At 39.4% G+C, this 22,370-nt stretch carries 27 protein-coding genes; 13 read left to right on the top strand and 14 right to left on the bottom strand.

Annotated elements, in window-relative coordinates; genetic code table 11:
• Positions 1-28: 28 nt before the first annotated feature.
• The gene (locus FB379_RS06985; RefSeq protein ID WP_066251370.1) at positions 29-838 is read right to left on the bottom strand and encodes a bifunctional hydroxymethylpyrimidine kinase/phosphomethylpyrimidine kinase; all 810 of its coding nucleotides are present in this window, start codon (positions 836-838) and stop codon (positions 29-31) included.
• Positions 839-1,038: 200 nt separating this feature from the next.
• On the opposite strand from FB379_RS06985, the gene FB379_RS06980 reads away from it, so the two are divergent.
• Positions 1,039-1,611: a TetR/AcrR family transcriptional regulator gene (locus tag FB379_RS06980; RefSeq protein WP_066251367.1), complete on the top strand. Its 573-nt coding sequence runs from the start codon at positions 1,039-1,041 to the stop codon at positions 1,609-1,611.
• An 82-nt stretch (positions 1,612-1,693) separates the two neighbouring features.
• Positions 1,694-2,641: an SDR family NAD(P)-dependent oxidoreductase gene (locus FB379_RS06975; protein WP_066251363.1), complete on the top strand. Its 948-nt coding sequence runs from the start codon at positions 1,694-1,696 to the stop codon at positions 2,639-2,641.
• 137 nt (positions 2,642-2,778) lie between these two features.
• On the opposite strand, the gene FB379_RS06970 is transcribed toward FB379_RS06975, so the two are convergent.
• Complete coding sequence (locus tag FB379_RS06970; RefSeq protein WP_063389070.1) at positions 2,779-3,414, bottom strand: L,D-transpeptidase; 636 nt, start codon at positions 3,412-3,414, stop codon at positions 2,779-2,781.
• Positions 3,415-4,162: 748 nt separating this feature from the next.
• Here FB379_RS06970 and FB379_RS06965 point away from each other — a divergent pair.
• The 3 genes from FB379_RS06965 (at position 4,163) to FB379_RS06960 (ending at position 6,379) form a co-directional block, all read left to right on the top strand.
• Positions 4,163-4,846 carry a uracil-DNA glycosylase gene (locus FB379_RS06965; protein WP_063389069.1) on the top strand — a complete coding sequence of 228 codons (684 nt, stop codon included), beginning with the start codon at positions 4,163-4,165 and terminating at the stop codon, positions 4,844-4,846.
• 902 nt (positions 4,847-5,748) lie between these two features.
• Positions 5,749-5,922: a hypothetical protein gene (locus FB379_RS18445; protein ID WP_158640171.1), complete on the top strand. Its 174-nt coding sequence runs from the start codon at positions 5,749-5,751 to the stop codon at positions 5,920-5,922.
• 28 nt (positions 5,923-5,950) lie between these two features.
• On the top strand, positions 5,951-6,379 hold the full coding sequence (locus tag FB379_RS06960; RefSeq protein WP_063389066.1) for a hypothetical protein: 429 nt from the start codon (positions 5,951-5,953) through the stop codon (positions 6,377-6,379).
• Positions 6,380-7,096: 717 nt separating this feature from the next.
• Here FB379_RS06960 and speE read toward each other — a convergent pair.
• Positions 7,097-7,945, bottom strand: a complete 849-nt coding sequence (speE, locus tag FB379_RS06955) for a polyamine aminopropyltransferase (RefSeq protein ID WP_094244739.1) — start codon at positions 7,943-7,945, stop codon at positions 7,097-7,099.
• Positions 7,946-8,096: 151 nt separating this feature from the next.
• Here speE and FB379_RS06950 point away from each other — a divergent pair, with 151 nt between their 5' ends.
• The 5 genes from FB379_RS06950 (at position 8,097) to FB379_RS06930 (ending at position 11,422) form a co-directional block, all read left to right on the top strand.
• The gene (locus tag FB379_RS06950) at positions 8,097-8,402 is read left to right on the top strand and encodes a YwdI family protein (RefSeq protein WP_144597606.1); all 306 of its coding nucleotides are present in this window, start codon (positions 8,097-8,099) and stop codon (positions 8,400-8,402) included.
• An 80-nt stretch (positions 8,403-8,482) separates the two neighbouring features.
• Positions 8,483-8,854, top strand: coding sequence for a DUF423 domain-containing protein (locus FB379_RS06945; RefSeq protein ID WP_144597604.1), 372 nt, complete (start codon positions 8,483-8,485; stop codon positions 8,852-8,854).
• 286 nt (positions 8,855-9,140) lie between these two features.
• Positions 9,141-9,296, top strand: a complete 156-nt coding sequence (locus tag FB379_RS06940; protein WP_117016867.1) for a cytochrome c oxidase subunit 2A — start codon at positions 9,141-9,143, stop codon at positions 9,294-9,296.
• A 15-nt stretch (positions 9,297-9,311) separates the two neighbouring features.
• Positions 9,312-9,785 (top strand): cytochrome c oxidase subunit II, encoded by a 474-nt coding sequence (locus FB379_RS06935; protein WP_063389062.1) that lies wholly within the window; start codon positions 9,312-9,314, stop codon positions 9,783-9,785.
• A complete protein-coding gene (locus FB379_RS06930) occupies positions 9,782-11,422 on the top strand; it encodes a b(o/a)3-type cytochrome-c oxidase subunit 1 (RefSeq protein ID WP_063389061.1) in 1,641 nt (546 codons plus the stop codon). Before FB379_RS06935 ends, FB379_RS06930 begins: the two co-directional genes overlap by 4 nt.
• 383 nt (positions 11,423-11,805) lie before the next feature.
• Here FB379_RS06930 and gerQ read toward each other — a convergent pair whose 3' ends face one another.
• Complete coding sequence (gene gerQ, locus FB379_RS06925) at positions 11,806-12,249, bottom strand: spore coat protein GerQ (RefSeq protein WP_063389060.1); 444 nt, start codon at positions 12,247-12,249, stop codon at positions 11,806-11,808.
• Between the two features lie 10 nt (positions 12,250-12,259).
• Positions 12,260-12,637, bottom strand: coding sequence for a cell wall hydrolase (locus FB379_RS06920; RefSeq protein ID WP_144597646.1), 378 nt, complete (start codon positions 12,635-12,637; stop codon positions 12,260-12,262).
• Between the two features lie 377 nt (positions 12,638-13,014).
• Between FB379_RS06920 and FB379_RS06915 the strand changes: the two genes are divergently transcribed.
• A complete protein-coding gene (locus tag FB379_RS06915) occupies positions 13,015-13,698 on the top strand; it encodes an alpha/beta fold hydrolase (protein WP_277874798.1) in 684 nt (227 codons plus the stop codon).
• A gap of 15 nt (positions 13,699-13,713) precedes the next feature.
• Here FB379_RS06915 and FB379_RS06910 read toward each other — a convergent pair whose 3' ends face one another.
• Together FB379_RS06910 and hemQ are read right to left on the bottom strand one after the other, a co-directional pair.
• Positions 13,714-14,031, bottom strand: a complete 318-nt coding sequence (locus tag FB379_RS06910) for a hypothetical protein (protein WP_066251356.1) — start codon at positions 14,029-14,031, stop codon at positions 13,714-13,716.
• Positions 14,024-14,791: a hydrogen peroxide-dependent heme synthase gene (hemQ, locus tag FB379_RS06905; protein ID WP_063389059.1), complete on the bottom strand. Its 768-nt coding sequence runs from the start codon at positions 14,789-14,791 to the stop codon at positions 14,024-14,026. The genes FB379_RS06910 and hemQ overlap by 8 nt, the downstream gene beginning before the upstream one ends.
• A 225-nt stretch (positions 14,792-15,016) precedes the next feature.
• Between hemQ and pta the strand changes: the two genes are divergently transcribed.
• Positions 15,017-15,991, top strand: coding sequence for a phosphate acetyltransferase (pta, locus tag FB379_RS06900; protein ID WP_144597600.1), 975 nt, complete (start codon positions 15,017-15,019; stop codon positions 15,989-15,991).
• A 76-nt stretch (positions 15,992-16,067) separates the two neighbouring features.
• Here pta and FB379_RS06895 read toward each other — a convergent pair whose 3' ends face one another.
• The 5 genes from FB379_RS06895 to FB379_RS06875 all read right to left on the bottom strand — a co-directional run bounded on the left by FB379_RS06895 (position 16,068) and on the right by FB379_RS06875 (position 19,605).
• Positions 16,068-16,574 (bottom strand): YwhD family protein, encoded by a 507-nt coding sequence (locus tag FB379_RS06895; RefSeq protein WP_063389058.1) that lies wholly within the window; start codon positions 16,572-16,574, stop codon positions 16,068-16,070.
• Positions 16,575-16,589: 15 nt separating this feature from the next.
• Positions 16,590-17,252 (bottom strand): site-2 protease family protein, encoded by a 663-nt coding sequence (locus tag FB379_RS06890; RefSeq protein ID WP_144597598.1) that lies wholly within the window; start codon positions 17,250-17,252, stop codon positions 16,590-16,592.
• 100 nt (positions 17,253-17,352) lie between these two features.
• Positions 17,353-17,871, bottom strand: a complete 519-nt coding sequence (locus FB379_RS06885) for a YwgA family protein (RefSeq protein ID WP_063389056.1) — start codon at positions 17,869-17,871, stop codon at positions 17,353-17,355.
• A gap of 17 nt (positions 17,872-17,888) precedes the next feature.
• Positions 17,889-19,214 (bottom strand): HD domain-containing protein, encoded by a 1,326-nt coding sequence (locus FB379_RS06880; RefSeq protein ID WP_094244733.1) that lies wholly within the window; start codon positions 19,212-19,214, stop codon positions 17,889-17,891.
• Positions 19,215-19,380: 166 nt separating this feature from the next.
• The gene (locus tag FB379_RS06875) at positions 19,381-19,605 is read right to left on the bottom strand and encodes a YuzB family protein (protein ID WP_063389054.1); all 225 of its coding nucleotides are present in this window, start codon (positions 19,603-19,605) and stop codon (positions 19,381-19,383) included.
• A 182-nt stretch (positions 19,606-19,787) separates the two neighbouring features.
• On the opposite strand from FB379_RS06875, the gene FB379_RS06870 reads away from it, so the two are divergent.
• Positions 19,788-20,465: an RsfA family transcriptional regulator gene (locus FB379_RS06870; RefSeq protein WP_066251351.1), complete on the top strand. Its 678-nt coding sequence runs from the start codon at positions 19,788-19,790 to the stop codon at positions 20,463-20,465.
• 226 nt (positions 20,466-20,691) lie between these two features.
• On the opposite strand, the gene FB379_RS06865 is transcribed toward FB379_RS06870, so the two are convergent.
• Together FB379_RS06865 and lipL are read right to left on the bottom strand one after the other, a co-directional pair.
• Positions 20,692-21,306 carry a PH domain-containing protein gene (locus FB379_RS06865; protein ID WP_144597596.1) on the bottom strand — a complete coding sequence of 205 codons (615 nt, stop codon included), beginning with the start codon at positions 21,304-21,306 and terminating at the stop codon, positions 20,692-20,694.
• Positions 21,307-21,325: 19 nt separating this feature from the next.
• On the bottom strand, positions 21,326-22,159 hold the full coding sequence (gene lipL, locus FB379_RS06860) for an octanoyl-[GcvH]:protein N-octanoyltransferase (protein ID WP_094244729.1): 834 nt from the start codon (positions 22,157-22,159) through the stop codon (positions 21,326-21,328).
• Between the last annotated feature and the right edge of the window lie 211 nt (positions 22,160-22,370).

Here is a 22,370-nt window from a genome sequence, read left to right as displayed (position 1 = left end):
CGTGAGCTAATCGATTCGGCTCTATTATTTATTCGTATAATCTTAATGCGGCATGACAAGTTGGGCCGACATATTGATTTAAAGGAAAGGAATGGCGGATGGCTGCTGTAATAAACTTTTTGGCGGAATAAACGGCTTCTTTAACCGTTTTGCCATTTGCTAGTTCAGCTGTAATCGCGCTTGAATATGTGCACCCAGCACCATGTGTATAGGTTGTGTCGATTCGTTCGCCTTCTAGGATTTCAAAATCCTTTCCGTCATATAAAACATCAACAGCATATTTATGTTCAAGCTTTCCGCCGCCTTTCACCAAAACATATTTTGCACCAAGATCATGAATAATGGCAGCTGCTTCTTTCATTTGATCGACCGTTTGAATAGTACCTAACCCGCTCAATTGCCCTGCTTCAAAGAGATTTGGAGTAATAACCGTCGCGACTTTTGTCAGAGAATTGCGAATCGCTTCCGCATGGTCGGGATAAAGCACTTCATCTGCCCCTTTGCATACCATGACAGGATCGATGACCGTGTTTTTTAAATTATATTTTTTAATTGTATCTGCTGCCAGCTCGACAATTTCTGCTGTCGGGAGCATTCCGGTTTTCATGGCATCTACACCGACTCCCTCTATAATCGTTGCGAGCTGGGCCTTTATGGTATCGATTTCAATAGGGAATACTTGATGCTGCCATCCGTTATGAGGATCCATTGCTACAATTGTAGTGACCGCAGTCATTCCATAAACTCCGTATTCTTGGAACGTTTTTAAGTCCGCTTGTAAACCTGCTCCACCGCTGGAATCGGAACCTGCGATCGTCAAGGCTTTTTTCATTGTCATTTTGTTACCTCCATCCAGCTGTAAAGATTTTATAACAACATTATAGCAGTTTGTACCATAAGAAGAGAAAAACATTTGCTTAAAAACAAAAAAAGGATTAAAATATAATTAACCATCGGTTAATAAATAAGAATGCAGCTAAATGCCAACACGCCAAAATCAGAGGCACGCTTGTTGTTGTTAAGAAAGGAATGGAACAATTGGCTCCTAGAAAAAAAGACACTGAATTAACGAAAGAGGCAATTATGAATGCTGCTAGAGAGCTTTTTGTCATAAAAGGATATGAACATGTTTCCATGCGGGAAATCGCCAAAGAATTGCACTGCACACATGGAGCGCTTTATTATCATTTTCAAAATAAAGCAGAGCTTTTTTATAAAATTGTGCAGACGGATTTTCAATTTTTAGACGGGCTGTTAGAAAAAGTGCTGCAAGCCTCGTATTCTTCTAAAGAAGAAGCTGTAAAAACGATCTTGTTAAAGTTTATTGAATTCGGGCTGACATATAAAAGTCATTATAAGCTGATGTTTTTAACACAAAATCTCGAGCTTGATATGCTGATGGAGCAAGAGCCGAATAAGTCATATGAACGTTTTGCGCAGGCTATTTTTCAGTTTGCTCCCGATAAAGCAAATCCAACAGTCATTTGGTGTTTGTTTCTTGCAGTAAGCGGTTTTGTAACGAAATATGTACAGACCGATGCTGAGTATAAAGATATGGAAGGACTTGCTGAACAATATGTTGCTTTTTTAATCAAAGGATTTTTAAATTAAAAAAAGTAATAAGCACTTAAGCTTATTTACTTTTTTGCATATTATTGACCAATGGTTAATTTTAAGATCGGAGGTAAAAAGGATGAAAAAAGCGGTTATTTTAGGTGCATCAGGCGGAATGGGCTACAATTTAGTTCATGAATTGCTGAATAGAGAGAATATTGAGGTTGTCGCCGTAGCCCGCAATACAGAAAAAATGAAAAAAATGTTTCACCGTTTGAACAGTCGCATCAGCATTGTCGCTGGAGATGCCCTCCATCGATCCAGCATCTTGCAAGCATGCGAAGGTGCGGAATGGATTTTCCATGCCATTAACATACCGTATCCGCAGTGGGAGAGAGATCTACTGATCATCATGGAAAATGTGCTGGCGGCAGCAAAAAAAGAAAAAGCTAAGCTTGTTGTCGTTGATAATATTTATGCATATGGACGGTCAAATGGAAAAACAATGTCCGAGACTGATCCGAAAAATCCTCATACTAAAAAAGGAAAAATACGATTGCGGCTTGCTGAAATGGTGGAAAAGAGTGGAGTAGACTACTTGATCGCTCACTTCCCCGATTTTTACGGTCCATGTGGGGAAAAAACATTGTTGCATCATACGTTAAAAAAAGTTGTCCAAAATAAACGATCTCAATTTATCGGGGATTTAAATATACCGAGGGAATATATTTTTTTGCCGGACGGTGCCAAAGCTTTAGTTGAGCTTGCATTAAGGGACGATACCTATCATGAGCACTGGAATATACCGGGGGCGGGAGTTATTTCCGGACGGGAAATTATTCAAATCTTGAGGGAAAAGCTTCAATATGAAAAGAAAGTAAGTGTTGTCACGAAATCGATGATTTATTTTTTAGGGTTATTCAGCCCGATGATGAAGGAAATGGTTGAAATGATGTACTTAGTCGAAGAGCCTGTCGTATTATCGGGTGAAAAATTTGAAAAAAGAATCGGGCCGCTGCCAAAAACTCCTTACGAACAAGGCATCATCGCAACTGTTGATTTTATGAAACATCAAGAAGAAGCGTGATCACCCCGATGTTGCAACTGGCTTCGCATGGAACGGAGAGACTAAATGCTCAATACTTTCCCGATTTCGTCTAATTCAGCAAACCTTTTGAGTGGAACGGAGTAATTCAGCTGCTTGCTCCGTCTCCGCCCCATGGTTTATTGTTTAGCAAAAGCTCCCTGCGGTGAATACATATTTTCGGGTGATTTCGTTAACTGTTCCCTTTCAAACAGCACTCTTCCATTCCGAATAGTGACAGGAACCCCTTGTTCAGTATAATATCCGTGCTCTTTTGCAATAACGTCAAAGCTTTTATTGGATTTGAGAATAATGACTGGCGTATGCAGCTCAACTTTTTCAAAGAGCCAGCGAATTTCGGCGTTATGCATGCGGACACATCCGCTGCTTGCATACGTTCCAATCGATCTTGGATTATTATTGCCGTGAATGGCAAAATTATTTCCATAATATCCCAAAGCATCAAGACCAAGCCAGCGATCACCCAATGGATTTCTCGGGTCTCCTCCTGGAATCTTTTCTTTAAAATAAGGGCGGTTTTTAATTTTTGTGACAATGGGGAAAATGCCTTCTGGAGTTAGCTGAGCATATTTTCCTGTTGCGACATGAAATACTCTTTGAAGAATTCCGTCTTCAAAAAATGCCAGTTTATTTACGCTCTTGTTTATTATGATCAGCTGACCATCAATCTTTTGTTCAGCTGCAACTGGTGATGAAAGAATAAAAAAGAAACAAGAAATAAATGCGATACCTATATAGATTTTCTTTATGCTCATATGTTTTTAAACCTGTCCTTTCTGTTCATTCTCTTTATAAAATTATGTGCTTATGCAAAGAACTATTCAAAAAAAGCTGCAATTACGAAAAAATTTGTAATCAAAAAGAAACATAAATAATTTTTTTGTGAACTTGAATAAAGGAGTAAGCAAAAAAATTATTTCCGTCTTGTGTATCGACATCAAGCTCGAAACCTCTTCTAGCAAATGATTGGGATGAGGTGTGCCTCAGGATCATGACCCTCGCCTAAAATGCCTTCCTTATGGGCGTCTGCCACATTAAAGCATCGAGGGGGGCAGCACCTTTGATGTCGTAGGCCTTGTCCGTCTGTTTCAGCATTTTTTCAATGACGAGCTTTGTCTCATTTGGCTATTCGGTAATTGTTAAAAATGAATGGATATTCCGTTTACCTGCGAGTTTCTAACAGACGAAAATCAATAGAATCGTCAGAACATTTGCGTTATCTTGGAGCATTCCGGCGTGTTTAAACGTGATAAAAATGCATCAAATGTTTTTCGTACATTTAGGGCACCAAGCTTCTCACTTTAAAATGGGAACGGCAAAAAAGTTGATATTTCAGTCTTTACTGCGATTTTTGCCCTCTTGCTTCTGTCGAAAGCCTTAATGTTTCATGTGGAACATTTTGCAAAATATTAGCGACAGCTGTCACCCTTTGACAAAAAAAGCCGAATCATCATAACATTAAAAATAGTGATAGATCAGTAGAAGCTAAGAGGGTGGCAAACGTTGAAGCAGATTTTAAAAAATGATTGGTGGGGACTGTTGAAAGAAGAGTTTGAAAAGCCATACTACAAAGAGCTGCGGGAATTTTTGAAGCAGGAATATGCCCATCATACGATTTATCCGGATATGTACGACATTTTTAATGCTTTGCATTACACGCCTTATGAAGAAGTAAAGGTTGTCATTTTAGGCCAAGATCCGTATCATGGGCCAAATCAAGCACATGGATTAAGCTTTTCCGTAAAGCCGGGGATTGCTCAGCCGCCGTCTCTGAAAAATATTTTCATCGAGCTTGAGAACGATCTCGGCTGCAAGCCTCCAAACCACGGTCATCTTGTCAAATGGGCGAAGCAAGGTGTTCTATTATTGAACACTGTGCTGACGGTAAGGCAGGGACTAGCCAATTCTCATAAAGGAAAAGGATGGGAACAATTTACCGATCGAGTGATTAGCTGTTTAAACGAGCGAGAGCGTCCAGTCGTCTTTATTTTATGGGGAAGGCATGCACAGGCGAAAAAAGAAATGATTAACATGAATAAGCATTTTGTCATTGAGTCGCCGCATCCATCGCCATTTTCGGCAAACAGAGGCTTTTTTGGCAGCAGGCCTTTTTCTAAAGCAAATCAATTTTTAAAGTCCATCGGATCAGAAGAAATTGACTGGTGCATCAGCGATAATGACATTTAATTGCTGCCTGCCGTTTGCGTGATAAGTGGAAACATGAAAAAGGGACTATCCAAAAATAAAACGGATGAAGAAACATCATAAAGTTTTTCTTCATCCGTCTTTTTATTTTTTTGGAGATTCTGTTGAAAGTGAATGATTTTCCGGACGCTTTCAATAGATTGTGTTCCATGGCCACAATTCCAACTCCGTTTGGACTTTCGAAAGCCCTCGAAAAGAAAATCTGCGGAACGACCGATTGCCTTTAATATGACGGGGCGCACTTTCTGCCTCGGTTTTTCTTCAAGAATAGATTTGTGCACACTCGTCATTGCATTGGAATCTGTCATATTTGCGCATAAAAGGATTTTTTAGGAAATATTGAAGCAATATAGACTTGTAAAACGTCTTTCAAATAGAAAGGAGGTTCGAAGCAAATGACCAATATCTCAAGACTACAAAAGCATCGCTTTGTTCTTTGCGGAGTAGAGGATTTGACAAAGTACGATCATTCCTAACAATTTTATTTATTACAAGGAGGAAAAATATGTTAAAAAAGGTATCTTAATCTTAAGTTCTTCAGCAATACTATTAACAACATTCGTAGGATTTGAAGGTAATAAAACAAGTGCTGCGACAAATGAACCAACTACTGTATTACCAACTGAAAATGATTATGATGCTTTAAATAATGAGAAAAAAAGTTAGTTCTCGACTATAATAGTTTTGCTAAAAATTATCAATTAGATAGACCAGGTTCTATTACAGTAACTGACCCAGTTAGACCTGGCGGCGTTCAAACAAACTCTGTTCCTAGCTATGCAGTTAAAAAAGCTTTAAAATGGGCGATTAATAACACTACTACCATAACTAATTTTGTAGGTAAAACTTTAGGGAAAGACGCAGCTGTTAAAGTAGGAAATTTAATGCATACTTACGTTAAACCTGCTTTAAGAAAATTAGAAAGTGTGGAAATTTTAACCTATGGTAAGATAGAAGATGCTGTTTATCAAGCATTAAAAAAACCTCTAGGAAAAACCACAGCTAGAATTGTAGCCTCCGTAATTAGAGAAGCTATTGAATTTTTGGCTCCAGTGTAAGACACATAGGTAGGGAGGGGAAGTATGAATGAAAGAATTAGAGGATAGAATTAAACATATTGAAGAAGAAATTGAACAAATTAACAGACTTGATAAAGAAACATATCAATTAACACAAAAACTGGGTAAAGTAATGAAACTATTGGTTGAACTTGTTGAAACAAACAAACATATTGATAAAAATGATATAGACTATGTTCTTTTAAAATTAAATATTGATGCAACTAAGTATCATAAATTAACCTTATTAGTCAGTAAAACAGAAAGAATGTATAGAAAAACTGGTGAATTTCCAAATCTTCAGGAGTTTCATCAGTATGTCATTGAAACACTTTCTCTCACTGATGAAGACAAACAAAGTTTTCCAATTGAAGTTACTGAAAACCTATTAAAAAAATTTGCAAAAGATGAAGATAACCTTTTTCCAGTATGCAAAAAGATTCTTTCAACAAAATAATAAAAGAGCACACTCGTCCGAGTCGAATTCTGGTTAACTAAAACTGATTTCCGAGCAATAATTAAAGGTGGAATTGGTGGAGCAGTTGCAGGAGCTATCGTAGGGGCTATTTTATCTGAATATGTAACTGGCGTCCCAGTATAGAAAGTATAATTATAGTAAATATTCTATAGTCTTTCCCCAATTGGGGGAGAAATGATTATTATGAAACAAGCCGTTTTTTCCGCAGTTTTTGCGGGATTAGTTGTTTTAGTAGGTGAGTATATTTCACAAATAGTTTCATCAAGTTATCAAAATACCATTTGATGATTGGCATCCCATTTATTTGTAAACTGTTTGAAAAATAAGCAACATATCATATTTTAGACTTTCTGATAAAGTCGCTAAATGAAGTAAGTGGAGAAAACAGCTCGTTTTTCTTCATTGGCTTTTGTATTTTTGAAAGTAGCTGGCGAATACCAGCATAGGCGAATTCCCAGTTGCAAAAGAGATTTTATCTAAGTGAGAGGTGCTTTACCATCGCCTCTCACTTTTTGCGTTTCTTTAAGCAAATTCTCGTCTTTGTCTGATTGCAATATTATGTACTTTATTTTGCAGCACACAGTTCTTTCTTTATTGTTCGTTTGACGCTTGCATTTTTACTAGAAAGTATGTTTTTTTGTCAAAACAAATAGAGGCCCAAAAAGCCAACTTTCAATGACTTTTGGGCCAGCTCCATTATTTCAATGCTTGCTGCAAAAACTCAGGAAGCTTAAAGCACCCTTCGAGAATGGCTTGATTTACATATTTTGTATCTTTCGAAAAATTGTCCGACTTTACATCTTCATATTTTTTCGATCCGATTGTAAAGCTCCATAGTCCTCCCGGATATGTAGGAACAACAGCTGTGTATAGTTTTGTAATCGGGAATAAAGATTGAATATGGCTATAAGACCGTTTTAAAACATCCAAGTGGAAAACAGGCGATTGACTTTGGCATACCATGAGGCCATCGTCTTTTAACGCTTTATATAGGTTGGTATAAAAATCTTTTGAAAACAGCTGTTCTGCCGGTCCAATCGGGTCAGAAGAGTCAACAATGATCACATCGTATTCATTTTGTTTGTTTTCTACATATTTCACGCCGTCAATAAATAAGAAATTTACGCGCGGGTCGCTTAAGTTTCCTGACACTTCAGGCAGATGCTCCTTGCATGCGGAAACGACAAGCTCGTCAATTTCCACCATATCGATTTCCTTCACTGAATCATATTTGCATACTTCTCTGGCAACACCGCAGTCTCCGCCGCCGATGATCAGCACTTTTTCCGGATTTGGGTGGAGATTGAGCGGGACATGGGAAATCATTTCATTATATATATGCCCATCAATAGAAGTGGTTTGCACAACTCCATCTAGCACTAGCATGCGGCCAAAATCATATGAATCCAATACCATAACATGTTGAAAAGGGGATTGCTTTGAAAAAAGCACTTCTTTGATTCTATAGCTGATTTTTAAATTTTCTCTTTCATCTTCTGTTAACCATAAATCGCCGTTTATTGTTTGCAAATATTGATTGTCCATCTGCAGGCCCTCCTTGTGCTCAAAAATTCCTTACTTATTGTAACAAGTTTGTTATGAAAAGTGAATGAAGCAGACAAGTTTGTCAATAAGGAAAAAATCAAATATGATAAAAAAAGCAAGATCATTATCTTTCAATAAGGAGCGATAGGAGTTGAATATACCGGTCTCAAGCATAATAGGAAAAATGGAGGAGGAACTGAAAAAGGCAAAGGCAGCAGGAACACCTCATGATCTAAAAGCCCGGCTTCTTGTCATCCGTTCTTTATGTGATGTTATTTTGGATCAACAAGAGGAAAATTATGATTTTTCAGCTAGTCAAGAGCCAAAAAGCGAAAGTGAAATAACTCCATTAGAGCTGGAAAAAATGATCGGAAATGCAAACAGCAAAACGCTGACAATGAAAGAACGTTTGTTGGTCGAAGACGATGCAAATGGAGAATCTATTTTTGATTTCTAACAAAATCTTGTCATCTGTAAAATCTTCATTTAAAAAAAACGGACGATAAGGTAAGATGAAGGGAAAAAGGGGTGAAGATGATGAAAATATTTTTCATTCTTGGAGCCGTCGGTGCTTTTTTGTCTGTAGCTTTAGGAGCATTCGGCGCCCATGGTTTGGAAGGGAAAATTCCGCAAAAATATTTAGAGACATGGCAAACAGGTGTACAATATCAAATGTTCCATTCGATTGGCCTTTTTATCACGGCTCTGTTTTTGCAGCAGCATCCGCAGGCAGGCTATGCAAATTGGGCCGGGTGGCTGATGCTCATCGGTATTCTCCTGTTTTCCGGAAGCCTGTATATATTAAGTGTGACGCAGATCAAAGTGTTAGGTGCAATTACGCCGCTTGGAGGCATTTCATTTTTAATTGCATGGGTTCTTCTTGCTGTTGCTGCAGTTAAATATATGTAAATATAAACGTCTGTCTACTATATCGGGACAGGCGTTTTTTTGTGCAAAGAAATGAAAGGGTGACCTTCTTAACCGATTCAAAGGTCATAGCCAGAGCTTTATCCAAAAATGTGTCCCGTTCATTTTGGCTCCTAGCTTCCTAATGATAGAAGATTCAGTGTGAATGCAATGTTTTTTTGTTCAACATACTGTCAAAAAGTACTATGGAAAATGTGATTTTTTTCACAGATTGACTAACGTAAGCTAAACTACAATTTTTTTAAAAGAAGAAAAGGTGGTGTTATGGGTGGCAAAAGAATTCATCTCCGATAAAAAAGAGCAGGAAATTGCTCAAAAGAAAGAATATTCGTTATTTGGCACTTTTTTATCCGTTCTTATGCTGGCTCTTTTTTTAATACTTTCTTGGTTTGGAGTTTACTACTTATTTATTCAACGATTATAAAGGAGGGGGATCATCTTGCATTTGCACAGACTTGAAAAGGTTTGGCTATTAATAGGTATAGGTACGCTTGTGATGTTTTTAACAATCGTGGGCATCAGTGCATTTGCACAAGGTCATCATCCGCCGAGTGATCTGACCACATTGGATCCGCAAAAAGTAGACACGACAGAGCCGTTTAATCAACCAGGCTTAAAGAAAATTGGAGACAACGAATACGAACTTGTTATAGTTTCTCAAGCTTTTGCCTTTATGCCGAATGACATAAAAATACCGGAGGGAGCAAAAGTTCATATTATCGTGACAAGCAAAGATGTTGTTCATGGCCTTGAAATCGTTGGCACAAATGTAAACATGATGGTGACCCCGGGACATGTGAATTCGCTTACACATACATTTCATAAACCCGGCAGCTATTTAATAATTTGCAACGAATATTGCGGTACTGGGCACCAAATGATGAGCACGAAAATTGAGGTGACAAAAGCATGAAAAATACAGCGCTTCACCCAAACGATGGAAAGCTGGCGCTCGCCCATATTGCAGTTGGTTATATTGCATTGTTTTTAGGAGCGATTGCCGGGTTATTGCAGGCTTTTGTTAGAAGCGGAACGCTTGAGCTTCCGGCAGGGATCGGATATTATCAGCTTTTGACTGCTCATGGCGTTTTGTTGGCACTTGTTTTTACAACATTTTTTATCATTGGTTTTTTATATGCTTCCATGAGTCGGACGACAGGTGATTTAACTCCGTTTGCCAAAAAGTCGGCTTGGATCGGCTTTTGGCTTATGACGATTGGAACAGCGATTACAACGGTTATGATCTTATTAAATAAAGCGACCGTTCTATACACTTTTTATGCACCACTTAAAGCATCGCCATGGTTTTATATCGGTCTGACGCTTGTTGTAGTCGGCAGCTGGGTAAGCGGAGCTGGCATGTTTAGCCAATACGCTGTCTGGAAAAAGAAAAATGAAGGAAAGCCGTCTCCTCTATTAAGCTTTATGGCAGTTGCCACAATGATTTTATGGATCATAGCAACATTGGGCGTAGCAGTAACGGTATTATTCCAGTTTATTCCTTGGTCCTTCGGGTTAGTCGATAAAATCAATGTGCTGTTAAGCAGAACACTTTTTTGGTATTTCGGCCATCCATTAGTGTATTTCTGGTTATTGCCTGCCTATATGTGCTGGTACGTCATCATTCCAAAAATAATAGGCGGGAAAATTTTCAGCGATTCGCTTGCAAGACTGGCGTTTGTACTGTTTGTTCTTTTTTCCATCCCAGTCGGCTTCCATCATCAAATACTAGAGTCTGGGATCACTCCGTTTTGGAAGTTTTTGCAAATTGTGTTGACGTTTATGGTCATTGTTCCATCTTTAATGACAGCTTTCGCTTTGTTTGCAACATTTGAAATAAGCGGAAGAGAAAAAGGGGCCAGCGGACTGTTTGGCTGGGTGAAAAAGCTTCCGTGGACAGATGTTCGCTTTTTTGCACCGTTTATGGGAATGCTCGTTTTTATTCCTGGCGGAGCAGGCGGAATCATTAATGCAAGTAACCAAATGAACCAAGTCGTTCATAACACTTTATGGGTAACAGGACATTTCCATTTAACAGTGGCCACCACTGTAGCGTTGACGTTTTTTGGTATTTCCTATTGGTTGGTTCCTCATTTAACAGGCAGAACGTTAACACCGCGATTAAATAAATTAGGGATCATTCAAACCGTTTTCTGGTGCATCGGTATGTTCCTAATGTCAGGAGCCATGCATACAGTTGGTCTGTTTGGAGCTCCTCGGCGGACCGCTTATACAACATATGGAGACCATCCGCAGGCGTTGGAATGGATGTCTTATCAAACTATCATGGCGGTTGGCGGAGCCATCTTATTCGTTGCCATTTTGATGATTCTTTATATTGTTATAAATTTGGCAGTGGCTGCTCCAAAAGGAACGGAAGAATTTCCAGTTGGTGAAGTTCATGAAGATGCGGAAAAAACGCCATTGCTTCTAGAAAATTGGAAAATTTGGATCGGTCTGTCTGTTGTGCTAATTGTAATCGCTTATACAGTACCGGTCATCGATATCATTGAAAATGCACCAAGTTCACCGGGATTTAAATTCTGGTAGAAGAAACTGGGCGTGGAATTTTCACGCCCGGTTTTTTTTATTGCTATGGATGCGGAAAATGCCCTAGATGAAATGGGGGAGGTAATCGGAAATTTTTTCTGAATCTCGATTATACGTTTTAAGTCGAAGGGAAAAAAAGCTTTATTGGCCGTTTTTGAAATTTAAGTGCTTTTATTTATATAAGTAAGATCGAAATGAAAATAAAAGCTCATAGAAAAGCTGAATAACCTTGCTTCATTAAAGAAGCAAGGCTGCTTAGACTTCTGTCCTGCTTAGACTTCTGTCTATTTGACAAGGAAGCTAGACAAGGGCAGGGCGCTGTTCAAGAAATTATAAAGCGTCTTGCAGCATTCCTACCGGCCTCTCTCTGTCTAGCGTTTTTCTTATCTTGGTGGATAAGAAGCGAGACTTTGAGGGGATGTATATACGATTTCCTCATCGAAAGTGACGTAATTCAAAAAAACCATCAGCAATAAATATCGCCTTCCTGTTTGCGGGTCGCTTAAAATGAGATGATCTCTTCCGGCAGCTTCAATGACGCCGCGAAATACTTTCGCCGGCCATTCAGGATTGTTTTCAAAGGTCATGTATACGGTGGCCAATTTCCCTTTATTTAAGCGCAAAATGTTTTCGACATAGGATTCTTCAAGCGGAAGCATTCCGGGTACAGCTTGACCGCTGGTGCCGCTTGGTTGAGCTGAGGGAGGGGCGCCGATAACAGACCCGCTGGGCGCGTAAAATCCGTACGGATAGGTTGGCTGTACAGGAGTAACTGCAGGAACTGGATACCCCTGCTGCTGCCGTTGGTTCTGTTTTTTGTTGCTCATGTTCAACCTCCTAAAATCTGTATACGCTTGGGCAAGCAGATTGTGCAGGAAAATAAAAACAATGGGATTTATATCGTCCTGAGTTATATTGGTTATACCATGTAGCAGGGCAATCGCCATATGGCTTAAAAAACCACAAAGCAGTTTCTGCAGGACTGTAGCGGTTTCCTTTCAAAACTTTTCTTGCTAAGTCTATTTCATTTTGCCTTGCAGCCTGATAAAAATATCCTTTCTGTGTGGCTTCGAAGCCTCCGGGGCTTTGAAACACCATACTGCGAACGGTGCGTATATCCTTAAAGTCTAAACAATCTGCAAGGACACGGTTGACACCGACATTGCCTACAAGAAGCATGCCTAAATCTCCGTCTCCTTCTGCTTCAGCTCTCATCAATCTGGCCAATAGCTTTACATCTTCTTCAGTATGTGGGAATTACAGCCATTTTTTCACCTGCCTTTTTCTTTAAAAAGACATTGCCTAAATAGTAATCTTTCATTCCAATGTATGACGATGAAACCTTTTTTATGACATTCGGAAAAATTCCCATTCCGACATCTTTGTTCTGTATAAAAGAAAAAAAGAAGCTTATAAAGTATGAGGGGCTGTCTAATAAGTCGATTTTCCGGCTTATAGACGCCCCTTTAATGTTTTAGAAACACTGATATATCAATGCTTATGATGTTTTATTTTCAGTGGATTTTGACTGGACAGCCCCATATTTTGAGAAGTGGCATATATGTATTCATCCATGGCGCTTGGCATGGTGCATGGTGTTGGGAAAAGTCACCCCATTGCTTGAAAAAGCCGGACACACCGTTTATGCAATTGATTTACCCGGACACGGTTCAGATCAAACACCAATTTCACAAGTTTCGCTAAAGAGCTACACTGACAAAGTATGTTCCATTTTGGATGATGCTGAAGAACCAGTTTACCTTGTCGGCCATAGTATGGGAGGTATCGTTATCTCGCAGAGTGCAGAATACAGATCAGAAAAAGTTAAGGCGCTCATTTTTGTAACCGCTTTCCTCTTGAGGGATGGAGAAGCTATGACAGATATAATTCCTACTGATATAGAAGCTCAAGTCGCACCTAATATGATTTTATTTGAAAAAGAAGGTTATGCTACCTTGAGAGAGGACAGCTTAAAGCATGTTTTTTATGGGTGCTGTGACGACGCTGATGTAGAAAAAGCGAAATCACTTCTAAGTCCTCAAGCACTAAATGTCCTTTCAACGAAATTAAGTCTTACAGAGGAAAGATTCGGCAGTGTTCCAAAATACTATATTGAATGTCTGCGCGACAACGCCATTACCATCCAGTGTCAACGGGCAATGTATTCAGCTAATCCATGTGAGCATGTATACACATTGGATACAGACCATTCGCCATTTTATTCAAAGCCAAATGAGTTAGCATCGATATTGCAATCAATTCATGAGAACCATTAAATAGGACTAGAAAATTCATTTGCCGCAAGAGAAAAACTCAATTTCATAGAGTATCTCTAGGCGCAGCTCCGGGTATGAAGCTTGCCTTTCAAATTCGGCTGCGCCTGCGCATGACAAGCTGTCTCGCCCATTCTTTCCATTGAAATTTTTCTTCAAATCTCCCGTACTTTTATTTTTTGCATGTGAAGAAAGAGATAAATCGTGATTTATTACACTTCCTGTATAGTATGACATTTTTTCTTGCACATTAAGCATGCAGCTAGATTGCTTGCTTACTATTGGTAGGTCTTCAGCAGAAAAAACCAGTACTGAAAGCAGTACTGGTTTATACATGTAAAAATGCTGCAATTTTTTCAGGATGCAAAATGTTGCCGACAAAGAAAGAGCCAAATTCGCCGTATCTGGCGCTTACTTCATCAAAACGCATTTCATATACGAGCTTTTTAAACTGCAAAACATCATCAGAGAAGAGCGTGACGCCCCATTCCCAGTCATCAAATCCGACAGAACCGGTAATAATTTGTTTTACTTTATCTCCGTACTTGCGGCCGATAAGTCCGTGGCTTCTCATGAGGCTCCGGCGCTCTTCCATCGGCAGCATATACCAATTGTCATTGCCTTGACGGCGTTTATCCATCGGATAGAAGCAAACATATTTTGATTTCGGCAAAATAGGATATAGTCTAGATCGGATATATGGATTTTGATACGGATCTTCATCATTTCCGCCGCCTACGTAGCTGCTCAATTCCACAACGGAAACATATGAATAGGCAGGGCTTGTATATTCAGCCAGTTTTGTTTTATTAAATTCCGTTTCAATTTCATTCAATTCTTCCATCGTTGGCCGGAGAATCATGATCATCAAATCTGCTTTTTGTCCAACGATCGTATATAAAGCGTGGCTGCCTTGTTGGTCTTTTTCCACTGCACTCCATTTTTCTAACAAATTCAGAAATTCATGAATAGCTTCCTGGCGTTCATCGCTAGATAAAGTTTTCCAAGCGCTCCAATCGATCGAGCGGAAATCGTGCAAACAATACCAACCATCGAGCGTTTCAACGGCTTCATTTGAACGAACTTCTTCACTCATTTTCGTCACCTCTCATATTGGCTATGTACAAGTTTACTATACCACAGTTTAGGGGAGAATATCCGGGTAAAACAGTATGACAATTATGTGACAGAAAAAAGTGCTGTTGAAAGCGCTATGATGAAATTTTTCATTTTAAATTTAAGAGCAGGTGGGGTATGCTAAAAGTGAATGGAACAATTCATGTTAAAAGAATGTTTTAAGATTAAGGAGGCTGACTTTGTTTTGGCAGACATTTTTGCAGCATTGAAAAATAAAATATCGGGAAAAAATATTAAAATTGTTTTTCCTGAAGGATTGGATGAGCGAATTTTAACAGCAGTTTCCCGATTAACAGAGGAAAATTTGTTACAGCCCATTTTAATTGGGGATGAAACAGAAATTGAAGAAAAAGCAAAGAGTTTAAATATTTCTGTTGCAGGTGCAAAAATATATAATCCTGCCAATTACAGTGGAATAGAAGAGCTTGTTCAAAGCTTTGTTGAACGCCGTAATGGAAAGGTGACAGAAGAAGAAGCACGGAAGCTTCTTTTGGATGAAAATTATTTTGGCACGATACTTGTTTATAAAGGGGAAGCGGACGGGCTTGTGAGCGGTGCGGCACATTCAACCGCAGATACAGTGCGGCCGGCTCTTCAAATCATTAAAACGAAACAAAACGTGAAAAAAACATCAGGCGTATTCGTCATGGTTCGTGGTGAGGAAAAATATATATTTGCTGATTGCGCGATCAACATCGCTCCAACCAGTCAGGAGTTAGCAGAGATCGCTATTGAAAGCGCGAAAACGGCAAAAATGTTTGATATCGACCCTCGCGTTGCTATGCTCAGCTTCTCGACAAAAGGTTCAGCAACATCCCCAGAAACAGAAAAAGTGGCAAAAGCAGTTGAATTGGCAAAAGAAATGGCTCCGGACTTAATATTGGACGGAGAGTTTCAATTTGATGCAGCTTTCGTCCCGTCTGTTGCGGAAAAGAAAGCGCCGGGATCTGTAATTAAAGGCGATGCCAATGTATTTATATTCCCGAGCCTTGAAGCTGGAAACATCGGCTATAAAATTGCACAGAGACTTGGAAACTTTGAAGCGATCGGACCGATTCTCCAAGGATTGAATTCTCCAGTGAACGATCTATCTCGCGGCTGCAACGCTGAAGATGTATATAAATTAGCGATAATCACAGCCCTTCAGGCGCTTGCATAAACAAAAAGCAGGGAATTTTCCATCAAAAATTCCCTGCTTTTCACATTTTTTACTGAATCAACAACACCTTCCGCTTCTAAACAGAAAGGCTTTGCTTTAATTCATCGCTTGAGCGCTCCCACATGCCTTCATCATGGTTTCGAAGAAAATCGGAAAGAACTTTTTTCGAGCTTTCATCCATGTGGTCGACAATGATGTTCCGTTTTAGCGATTTATCCATGCGGTTTACGTGTTCAGGCAATGATTTATAACCTCGTCTTGCCTCGCGATCAACAGTCATATAACAGGCAGCAACCCCGGCATAATATGGCCCATCTTCTTTTCTGTCAATTGTTACCCATACAAGCCAATACGGTTTTCCGTTCGGAACGTCTTCTTTCACATGAGTAAATTTAATGCCGCGTTCTACCTGGCTTCTTGCATGCATTGCGCCGATATCTACAAATGCCGTTTTTTCCTCGATGTCAATGAAGACAGGGGAAACATTTTCCAGGCTAAGGGTGCCTGCTCCAAAGCCGCGATGGCCGTCAGTTGGATCGTTTTTAATAATTTGGAACTCGACCTTTTTCTTTTTTTCTGTCATGTAAACATCCCTCCTTTAAAAGAACGGTTGTAAAACGAAATGAAAAAGAGTGATAACGGCTCGGCTTCCCCAATTAAATATCGGATGAATAATATATTGATCCAAAGGGGTGATAACAATAATTAAAAAAATAAGCACTCCGTAATTTTCATATTGAGTAAGCTTGGCGCGGATGTCCGGCGGGGCTAAATCTTCAATGATGCGATAACCGTCAAGCGGCGGAAACGGCAATAAATTAAAGATAAACAACATAATATTTAATGATATAAGAATATTAAAAAATTGTTCAACCATTCTGGCTCCATCATAAGATAAGCCAGCAAATAATCCAAACGAAAAGAAAAAGTTCAGCAGCAAAAAAGCGAGAAAGGCAATGAATAAATTGCTCAATGGACCAGCTACAGATACTAATACCCCGGATAAGCGGGGATTTTTAAAATAGAAACGATTCACCGGAACGGGTTTTGCCCAACCAAACCCTGCCAAAAATATTAAAAGAGTACCGATCGGATCTAAATGGGAGATCGGATTAAGGGTCAGCCTCCCTTGATTTTTCGCTGTCGGATCTCCGAACTTATAGGCAACAAATGCATGTGAAAATTCATGGATAGTGAAGCCGACGATCAAAGCAATAATGACAAACGGTATAACTTCCAAATCGTAATATAAAAACGGCAAAAATGCGCCCTCCTATTCTAACAATTTCCTTTGCTTACAGTATACTATAAAAAGGTTGAAATACATAAAAAGGATTTTCTTCATTTTTTTAGGGGAAAATTCAGCTGATTTTTGCACTGAATTTGTGATCTTGCAATCGTTGAATAAATTGATAAGCTTCCTCCACTTCCTCATCCGTATAACGCTGCTTTTTTTTGAGCGTGAATACTTTTTCCTTCACTTCTTCCTTGTCCAAATGATCAAAATATAAAATGGTTGATACAAGTTCTAAAAAACGTGCTGATTGGGCGTTTAATTCATTTATGCAATTCTGCAGTTCGGGCATGTCCAAATCGTAATGGCTTAAAAATTCCTGCCCCGACTTTGTAAGGGAATATTTGTATTGATAATAGCCGCCTTTTTTTTCTTTTACTTCATTGATAAAGCCCATGTTGCAAAGCTCTTCAATGCGAAGCGTCAGCTCTTCTGAATACGGCCCGTAAAAATGGAATTCGTATTTTTCATAAAAGGGATAATTAAGTTTTTTTGCTATAAATATAATTTTTTGCAGTTTTTTTCGTCCGATGATCTCTTTCGAAGCGGACAGCACTTTCATTAATTTTGCGTGTTCGGTTAACACACCCTTCATCTCCTCACCTACAGAATAAATCCATCTTTGTCAGTTAGCTGCAAAATTTCTAAAATTTGTTTTTTCAAGTTTCGTTTCTCCGAGAAATCTTTTAAAAAATCAAGAGGAAAATATAATTTATGATCCGTTCTCCGCTTTCCGGTAATGGCGTCCACAATTTCCGACTCTCTTGAAAGCTCCCGTATTTCCCCGTTTGGCATGAGCAAATGGATCGGCAGCCGTTCTTCTTCCTCGCCCGGTCGGTAAAAATCGTACGGAAGATCTGAAGACGAGTCGACAACAAGATAATATTCCGGATCAATGCCTGCTTTTTTGAACAAATTTGTTAGTTCAATCAGCTTCATCAATTGTTCATTGGACGGTTGAAACTCCACATATTTAAACAGGCGCCTGTTTATAAATCTGTTGCACAGATCGCTTAAAATCGGATCCTTTTCCTTTTGCCATTCTTGGAAATAATAAAGGATGATGGATTCGTCTAATTTTAAATAATCTTCGACTGTGACATCTCCTTTGAAAATCGAATAAAAATGGACTGGATCTGCTTGGAATGAATAATTATTTTCATACAGAGCTTTTGCTCGATGGAGAATTTTGGACAAAATGACTTCAGCGCTTCTCGTTACTGGATGAAAATATACTTGCCAGTACATTTGATATCGGCTCATAATATAATCTTCGACAGCATGCATGCCGCTGTATTTAATGACGACTTGATCCTCTCTCGGCCTCATCACGCGCAAAATGCGTTCCATGTCAAAATGGCCGTACTGAACGCCTGTGTAAAAAGCATCTCGTTGCAAATAATCCATTCGGTCGGCGTCAATTTGGCTGGAAATTAAGCTGATAACCTGCTTATTTTTGTATGTTTTCGCAATGACCTCTGCCACTTTTTTCGGGAATTCCGCCCCTGCCTTTGAGAGAACGCGGTTTATTTCTGTATTTCCTAAAATAATGGCTTGGGTAAAATCTTCGTGATCCAGATGGAAGACCTTTTCAAACGAATGAGAAAAGGGACCGTGTCCGACATCGTGCAAAAGGGCAGCGCATAAACTTAGCAGCCTCTCATCTTCGTTCCATTCCGGTCTCCCGCGAAATACGTCATCAACAATTCGGCGGACGATCTCATAAACGCCTAATGAGTGGTTGAATCGGCTATGCTCCGCACCGTGAAAAGTTAAAAAAGTTGTCCCGAGCTGGCGGATGCGGCGCAGCCGTTGAAACTCTTTTGTCCCGATCAAATCCCAAATGATTTTATCGCGAACGTGGATGTAACGGTGAACCGGGTCTTTAAAAACTTTTTCTTCTGGCAGCTTTTCACTTGCATAGGTCATTTTCTTCCCTCTTCCGTTTTGACATGATTATATTATAACTTGTTTAAATTCAGGTGAACACCTCGTTTTTCAAAGTGCAGCTCTAAACAGACACAAAGGAATGTCGTTCAACAACCTTAAATAAAAAACCGCCTCAGGAAGCAATCATTCCTTAAAAGGCGGTTTCTTATTTTTTAAGCTTTGCTTTCACTTTTTCTATTAACTCTTCTTCCGTTAACGCAGCGACCGGACGGTTGTTCACAAATACAAACGTTTTCTTTCTTCCGGGCCCGCAGTACGATTGGCAGCCGATTTCAATTTTAGCATCGGGATCCAAATTCTTTAATTTCGGAATAAGCGATTTTAAATTTGGCGCTTTACAATCGTCGCATACACGGAACTCATTTGCCATCCTTTTGAACAATCCTTTCTTCATGAATAAGCACTATCGGGTAGTATACCTTGTCTTTTTTTTGAAATCAAGTACAGCGCTTTTCTGTAAAAATCTACTATCCTTGTATATATTTTTAATCTTTTGGGAAAAATGATGCTAGAACAAATAGTATTATTCAAGAATAAGGGAGTTGAGAGTGAATGAAAACAAGACAGGATGCTTGGACAGAAGAAAACGATCTGCTATTAGCAGAAACCGTTTTGCGGCATGTCCGTGAAGGAAGCACGCAATTAAACGCTTTTGAAGAAGTTGGTGATAAGCTGAACCGCACGTCGGCCGCCTGTGGCTTCCGCTGGAACGCCGTTGTGCGCCATAAGTATGAAAAAGCTTTGCAGCTTGCAAAAAAACAGAGAAAGCAGAAAATGAGAGCGCTTGGGAAAGGCCAGACTGCAAAGAAGCGATTGCTTTATACGCCGCCTGAAGCGTCGCCTGGTGATTTTACTGAAGTAAATGCGGTGCAAAATTCAAAGAATTATAATCATCCAGAGCTCGCAGCCAATTCAAAAGTGGAGCTGACAATGGATAGTGTAATTGAATTTTTAAGAACTTACCAAGGGAACAGCGAACATATCGAGGCTTTGCAGCAAGAAAACGAGCGTTTGAAAAAAGAAAATGAAGAACTGATTAAGAAAAACGAAGAGTTGGAGAAGAAGGTTGCCAAGCTTGAGGAAGAATCGAAAACAGTTCAAGAAGACTATGAAACACTTATGAAGATTATGAACCGCGCTCGAAAGCTAGTTCTCTTTGAGGAAGAAGAACGTCCGACAACAACGTTTAAAATGGATCGAAACGGCAATCTGGAAAAAATGGCGGAATAGCGGAAGACGCTCCGCCTGCGTCTTTTAAAGGACAAAGAGCGGCAGCCTGATCTTATTCAATATTTTGAATAATAGCCATACAAAAAATAAAAAGGGATTGCGGCATTAGCCGCAACGTCCGAAAGTAGCAGGCATTCGCCAGCTACTTCAAACAAACATACGAAATCAAGTAGAGAAACGGTTTGTTTTTCTCTGCTTGATTTATTTTTTAGCACTTATTTAGTGTTTATTGCTGGATAAAAAGGTCAAACACAAACCCGTAATCTTTTAAATTGTATTGCTTTTTCGCATTCATCAGCCAATTGAACGCAATATCGTTAATTTCTTTAAATTGCTCGGAAATATTGGTTTCATTTATGCGGTTGTTGGTGAATACAGAGGCGGCCATTTGCAGGCTTTGTTTTGCATACTCCATATAATTGTCATGATCGTTTGAAATTTCTTCTATTTTAATCAACGCTTTATACAAATCTTTTAGCTCTTCTAAATGTTTTTTATGAACATCAATGGAAAAAGGCGTGTTTCCAATTTGGAATTTGATTTCTACATCTAAATCAATAGTCCCTGCCGTTTCAAGCACAACGTTTGAAACGCGGTGGGCATAGTAGTCATACCGCTTTAAAGTGCGTTTTTTGCTGACAGCGCTTGTGCCGTCAACGTGGATTAACGCTTTGTTTGTGAAACAATACTCGTCGGTTTTCGACTTAATGAGGAAGTAGATTTTTTCCCCATCCTCATGCATGACATAATCATCCGCGTCCACTTTATCATAATCCTCCGGCTTGATCACCGTGCCGATATCACTTAATCCTAAAACATCAGAAGCTACTTTTTTAAACATAACTTTCTCCCTTCCCGATTTACATATTAGGCAAAAATTTTTCATTCCGCTCTATCATTCTTATGAAGTTTGCTTCATACAATTCCAGTTCAAAGTCGGTTAAATTGGAGGAATAAATGCGGCCGCTCAAATGTTGTAAGGCTGCAAAAAGGTCGTGCACCACATCCTGGACGGTTAACTTCACCTTTAATAATTCATGTAAAGACGCCATCGTGCTCGGATTTACGTTTGGGTACTTGAAATGTTCGGCTTCTCCTTTTGCCGCCTTGTCATAAAACTGTTTAATCACGTTTGCGCGCGCTGCTCCGCTTCCTGTGATGCATAAATAAATTTGAACCGCTACGCCTCTCTTAAGACGGCGCTGAGAAATGCCGGCAAATTTTTTGCCGTGAATGCTGAGGTCGTAGCTCCCGGGACAATATGAACCGACAATTTCTCCTGCTTCGACTTCTGCGCCATACGGTTTCAAGATGAAACAGATTAAATCCTTCATTGCATCATAACCACGGTTAATGTCAATTCCTTTTTCCTTTTCCGGTAAAATGATCGATACGTTTAAAATCCCTTCATCCAAAACAACAGCCAACCCGCCGGAATTTCGAACGATGACTTTATATCCTTGTTTTTTTAAAAAATCTACTCCATCTTTTAAAAACGGGGCTCTTGTATCTTGAATGCCGAGAACAATCGTATCATGATGCACCCAAGTGCGGACTGTCGCGGGGGACATGCCGCTCCCGACTGTCGTGCACAACGTATCATCGTAAGCGAATGATTGCTTGGCATCAAAAAAGAGTCCTAAGCTTGAATGATCGATGATTCTCCATTCCGGCTGTTTTAATAATTCGTTCATTGCTGTGATAATCCTTTCAGTCGTGTGTTTTTAAGCATGAAAAGGATAGTAGAAATCGGCTATTCGTTTATTTTTCCTCAGATTTTTCGCTGAAGCTTTCGAAAAATATAAGAGCTGTAGCATACATGTAATCGGTCGATTTCTACAAGGACTGGCCTCTTGTTATGACATCTGAATATATATCGTCCTTTTTTATAGTATATCATAGGAG

The sequence above is a fragment of the Aeribacillus composti genome (assembly GCF_007827555.1).
GTDB lineage: Bacteria > Bacillota > Bacilli > Bacillales > Aeribacillaceae > Aeribacillus > Aeribacillus composti.
This window is presented reverse-complemented; position numbering and strand designations above follow the sequence as displayed.

Coding starts and splice junctions, on each gene's coding strand:
- FB379_RS06985 (WP_066251370.1), bottom strand. CDS start 838: ATGACAATGAAAAAAGCCTTGACGATCGCAGGTTCCGATTCCAGCGGT.
- FB379_RS06975 (WP_066251363.1), top strand. CDS start 1,694: ATGAAAAAAGCGGTTATTTTAGGTGCATCAGGCGGAATGGGCTACAAT.
- FB379_RS06970 (WP_063389070.1), bottom strand. CDS start 3,414: ATGAGCATAAAGAAAATCTATATAGGTATCGCATTTATTTCTTGTTTC.
- FB379_RS18445 (WP_158640171.1), top strand. CDS start 5,749: ATGCATACTTACGTTAAACCTGCTTTAAGAAAATTAGAAAGTGTGGAA.
- FB379_RS06960 (WP_063389066.1), top strand. CDS start 5,951: ATGAAAGAATTAGAGGATAGAATTAAACATATTGAAGAAGAAATTGAA.
- speE (WP_094244739.1), bottom strand. CDS start 7,945: ATGGACAATCAATATTTGCAAACAATAAACGGCGATTTATGGTTAACA.
- FB379_RS06945 (WP_144597604.1), top strand. CDS start 8,483: ATGAAAATATTTTTCATTCTTGGAGCCGTCGGTGCTTTTTTGTCTGTA.
- FB379_RS06930 (WP_063389061.1), top strand. CDS start 9,782: ATGAAAAATACAGCGCTTCACCCAAACGATGGAAAGCTGGCGCTCGCC.
- gerQ (WP_063389060.1), bottom strand. CDS start 12,249: ATGAGCAACAAAAAACAGAACCAACGGCAGCAGCAGGGGTATCCAGTT.
- FB379_RS06920 (WP_144597646.1), bottom strand. CDS start 12,637: ATGAGAGCTGAAGCAGAAGGAGACGGAGATTTAGGCATGCTTCTTGTA.
- FB379_RS06915 (WP_277874798.1), top strand. CDS start 13,015: ATGGTGTTGGGAAAAGTCACCCCATTGCTTGAAAAAGCCGGACACACC.
- FB379_RS06910 (WP_066251356.1), bottom strand. CDS start 14,031: ATGTATAAACCAGTACTGCTTTCAGTACTGGTTTTTTCTGCTGAAGAC.
- hemQ (WP_063389059.1), bottom strand. CDS start 14,791: ATGAGTGAAGAAGTTCGTTCAAATGAAGCCGTTGAAACGCTCGATGGT.
- FB379_RS06895 (WP_063389058.1), bottom strand. CDS start 16,574: ATGACAGAAAAAAAGAAAAAGGTCGAGTTCCAAATTATTAAAAACGAT.
- FB379_RS06880 (WP_094244733.1), bottom strand. CDS start 19,214: ATGACCTATGCAAGTGAAAAGCTGCCAGAAGAAAAAGTTTTTAAAGAC.
- FB379_RS06875 (WP_063389054.1), bottom strand. CDS start 19,605: ATGGCAAATGAGTTCCGTGTATGCGACGATTGTAAAGCGCCAAATTTA.
- FB379_RS06870 (WP_066251351.1), top strand. CDS start 19,788: ATGAAAACAAGACAGGATGCTTGGACAGAAGAAAACGATCTGCTATTA.
- FB379_RS06865 (WP_144597596.1), bottom strand. CDS start 21,306: ATGTTTAAAAAAGTAGCTTCTGATGTTTTAGGATTAAGTGATATCGGC.
- lipL (WP_094244729.1), bottom strand. CDS start 22,159: ATGAACGAATTATTAAAACAGCCGGAATGGAGAATCATCGATCATTCA.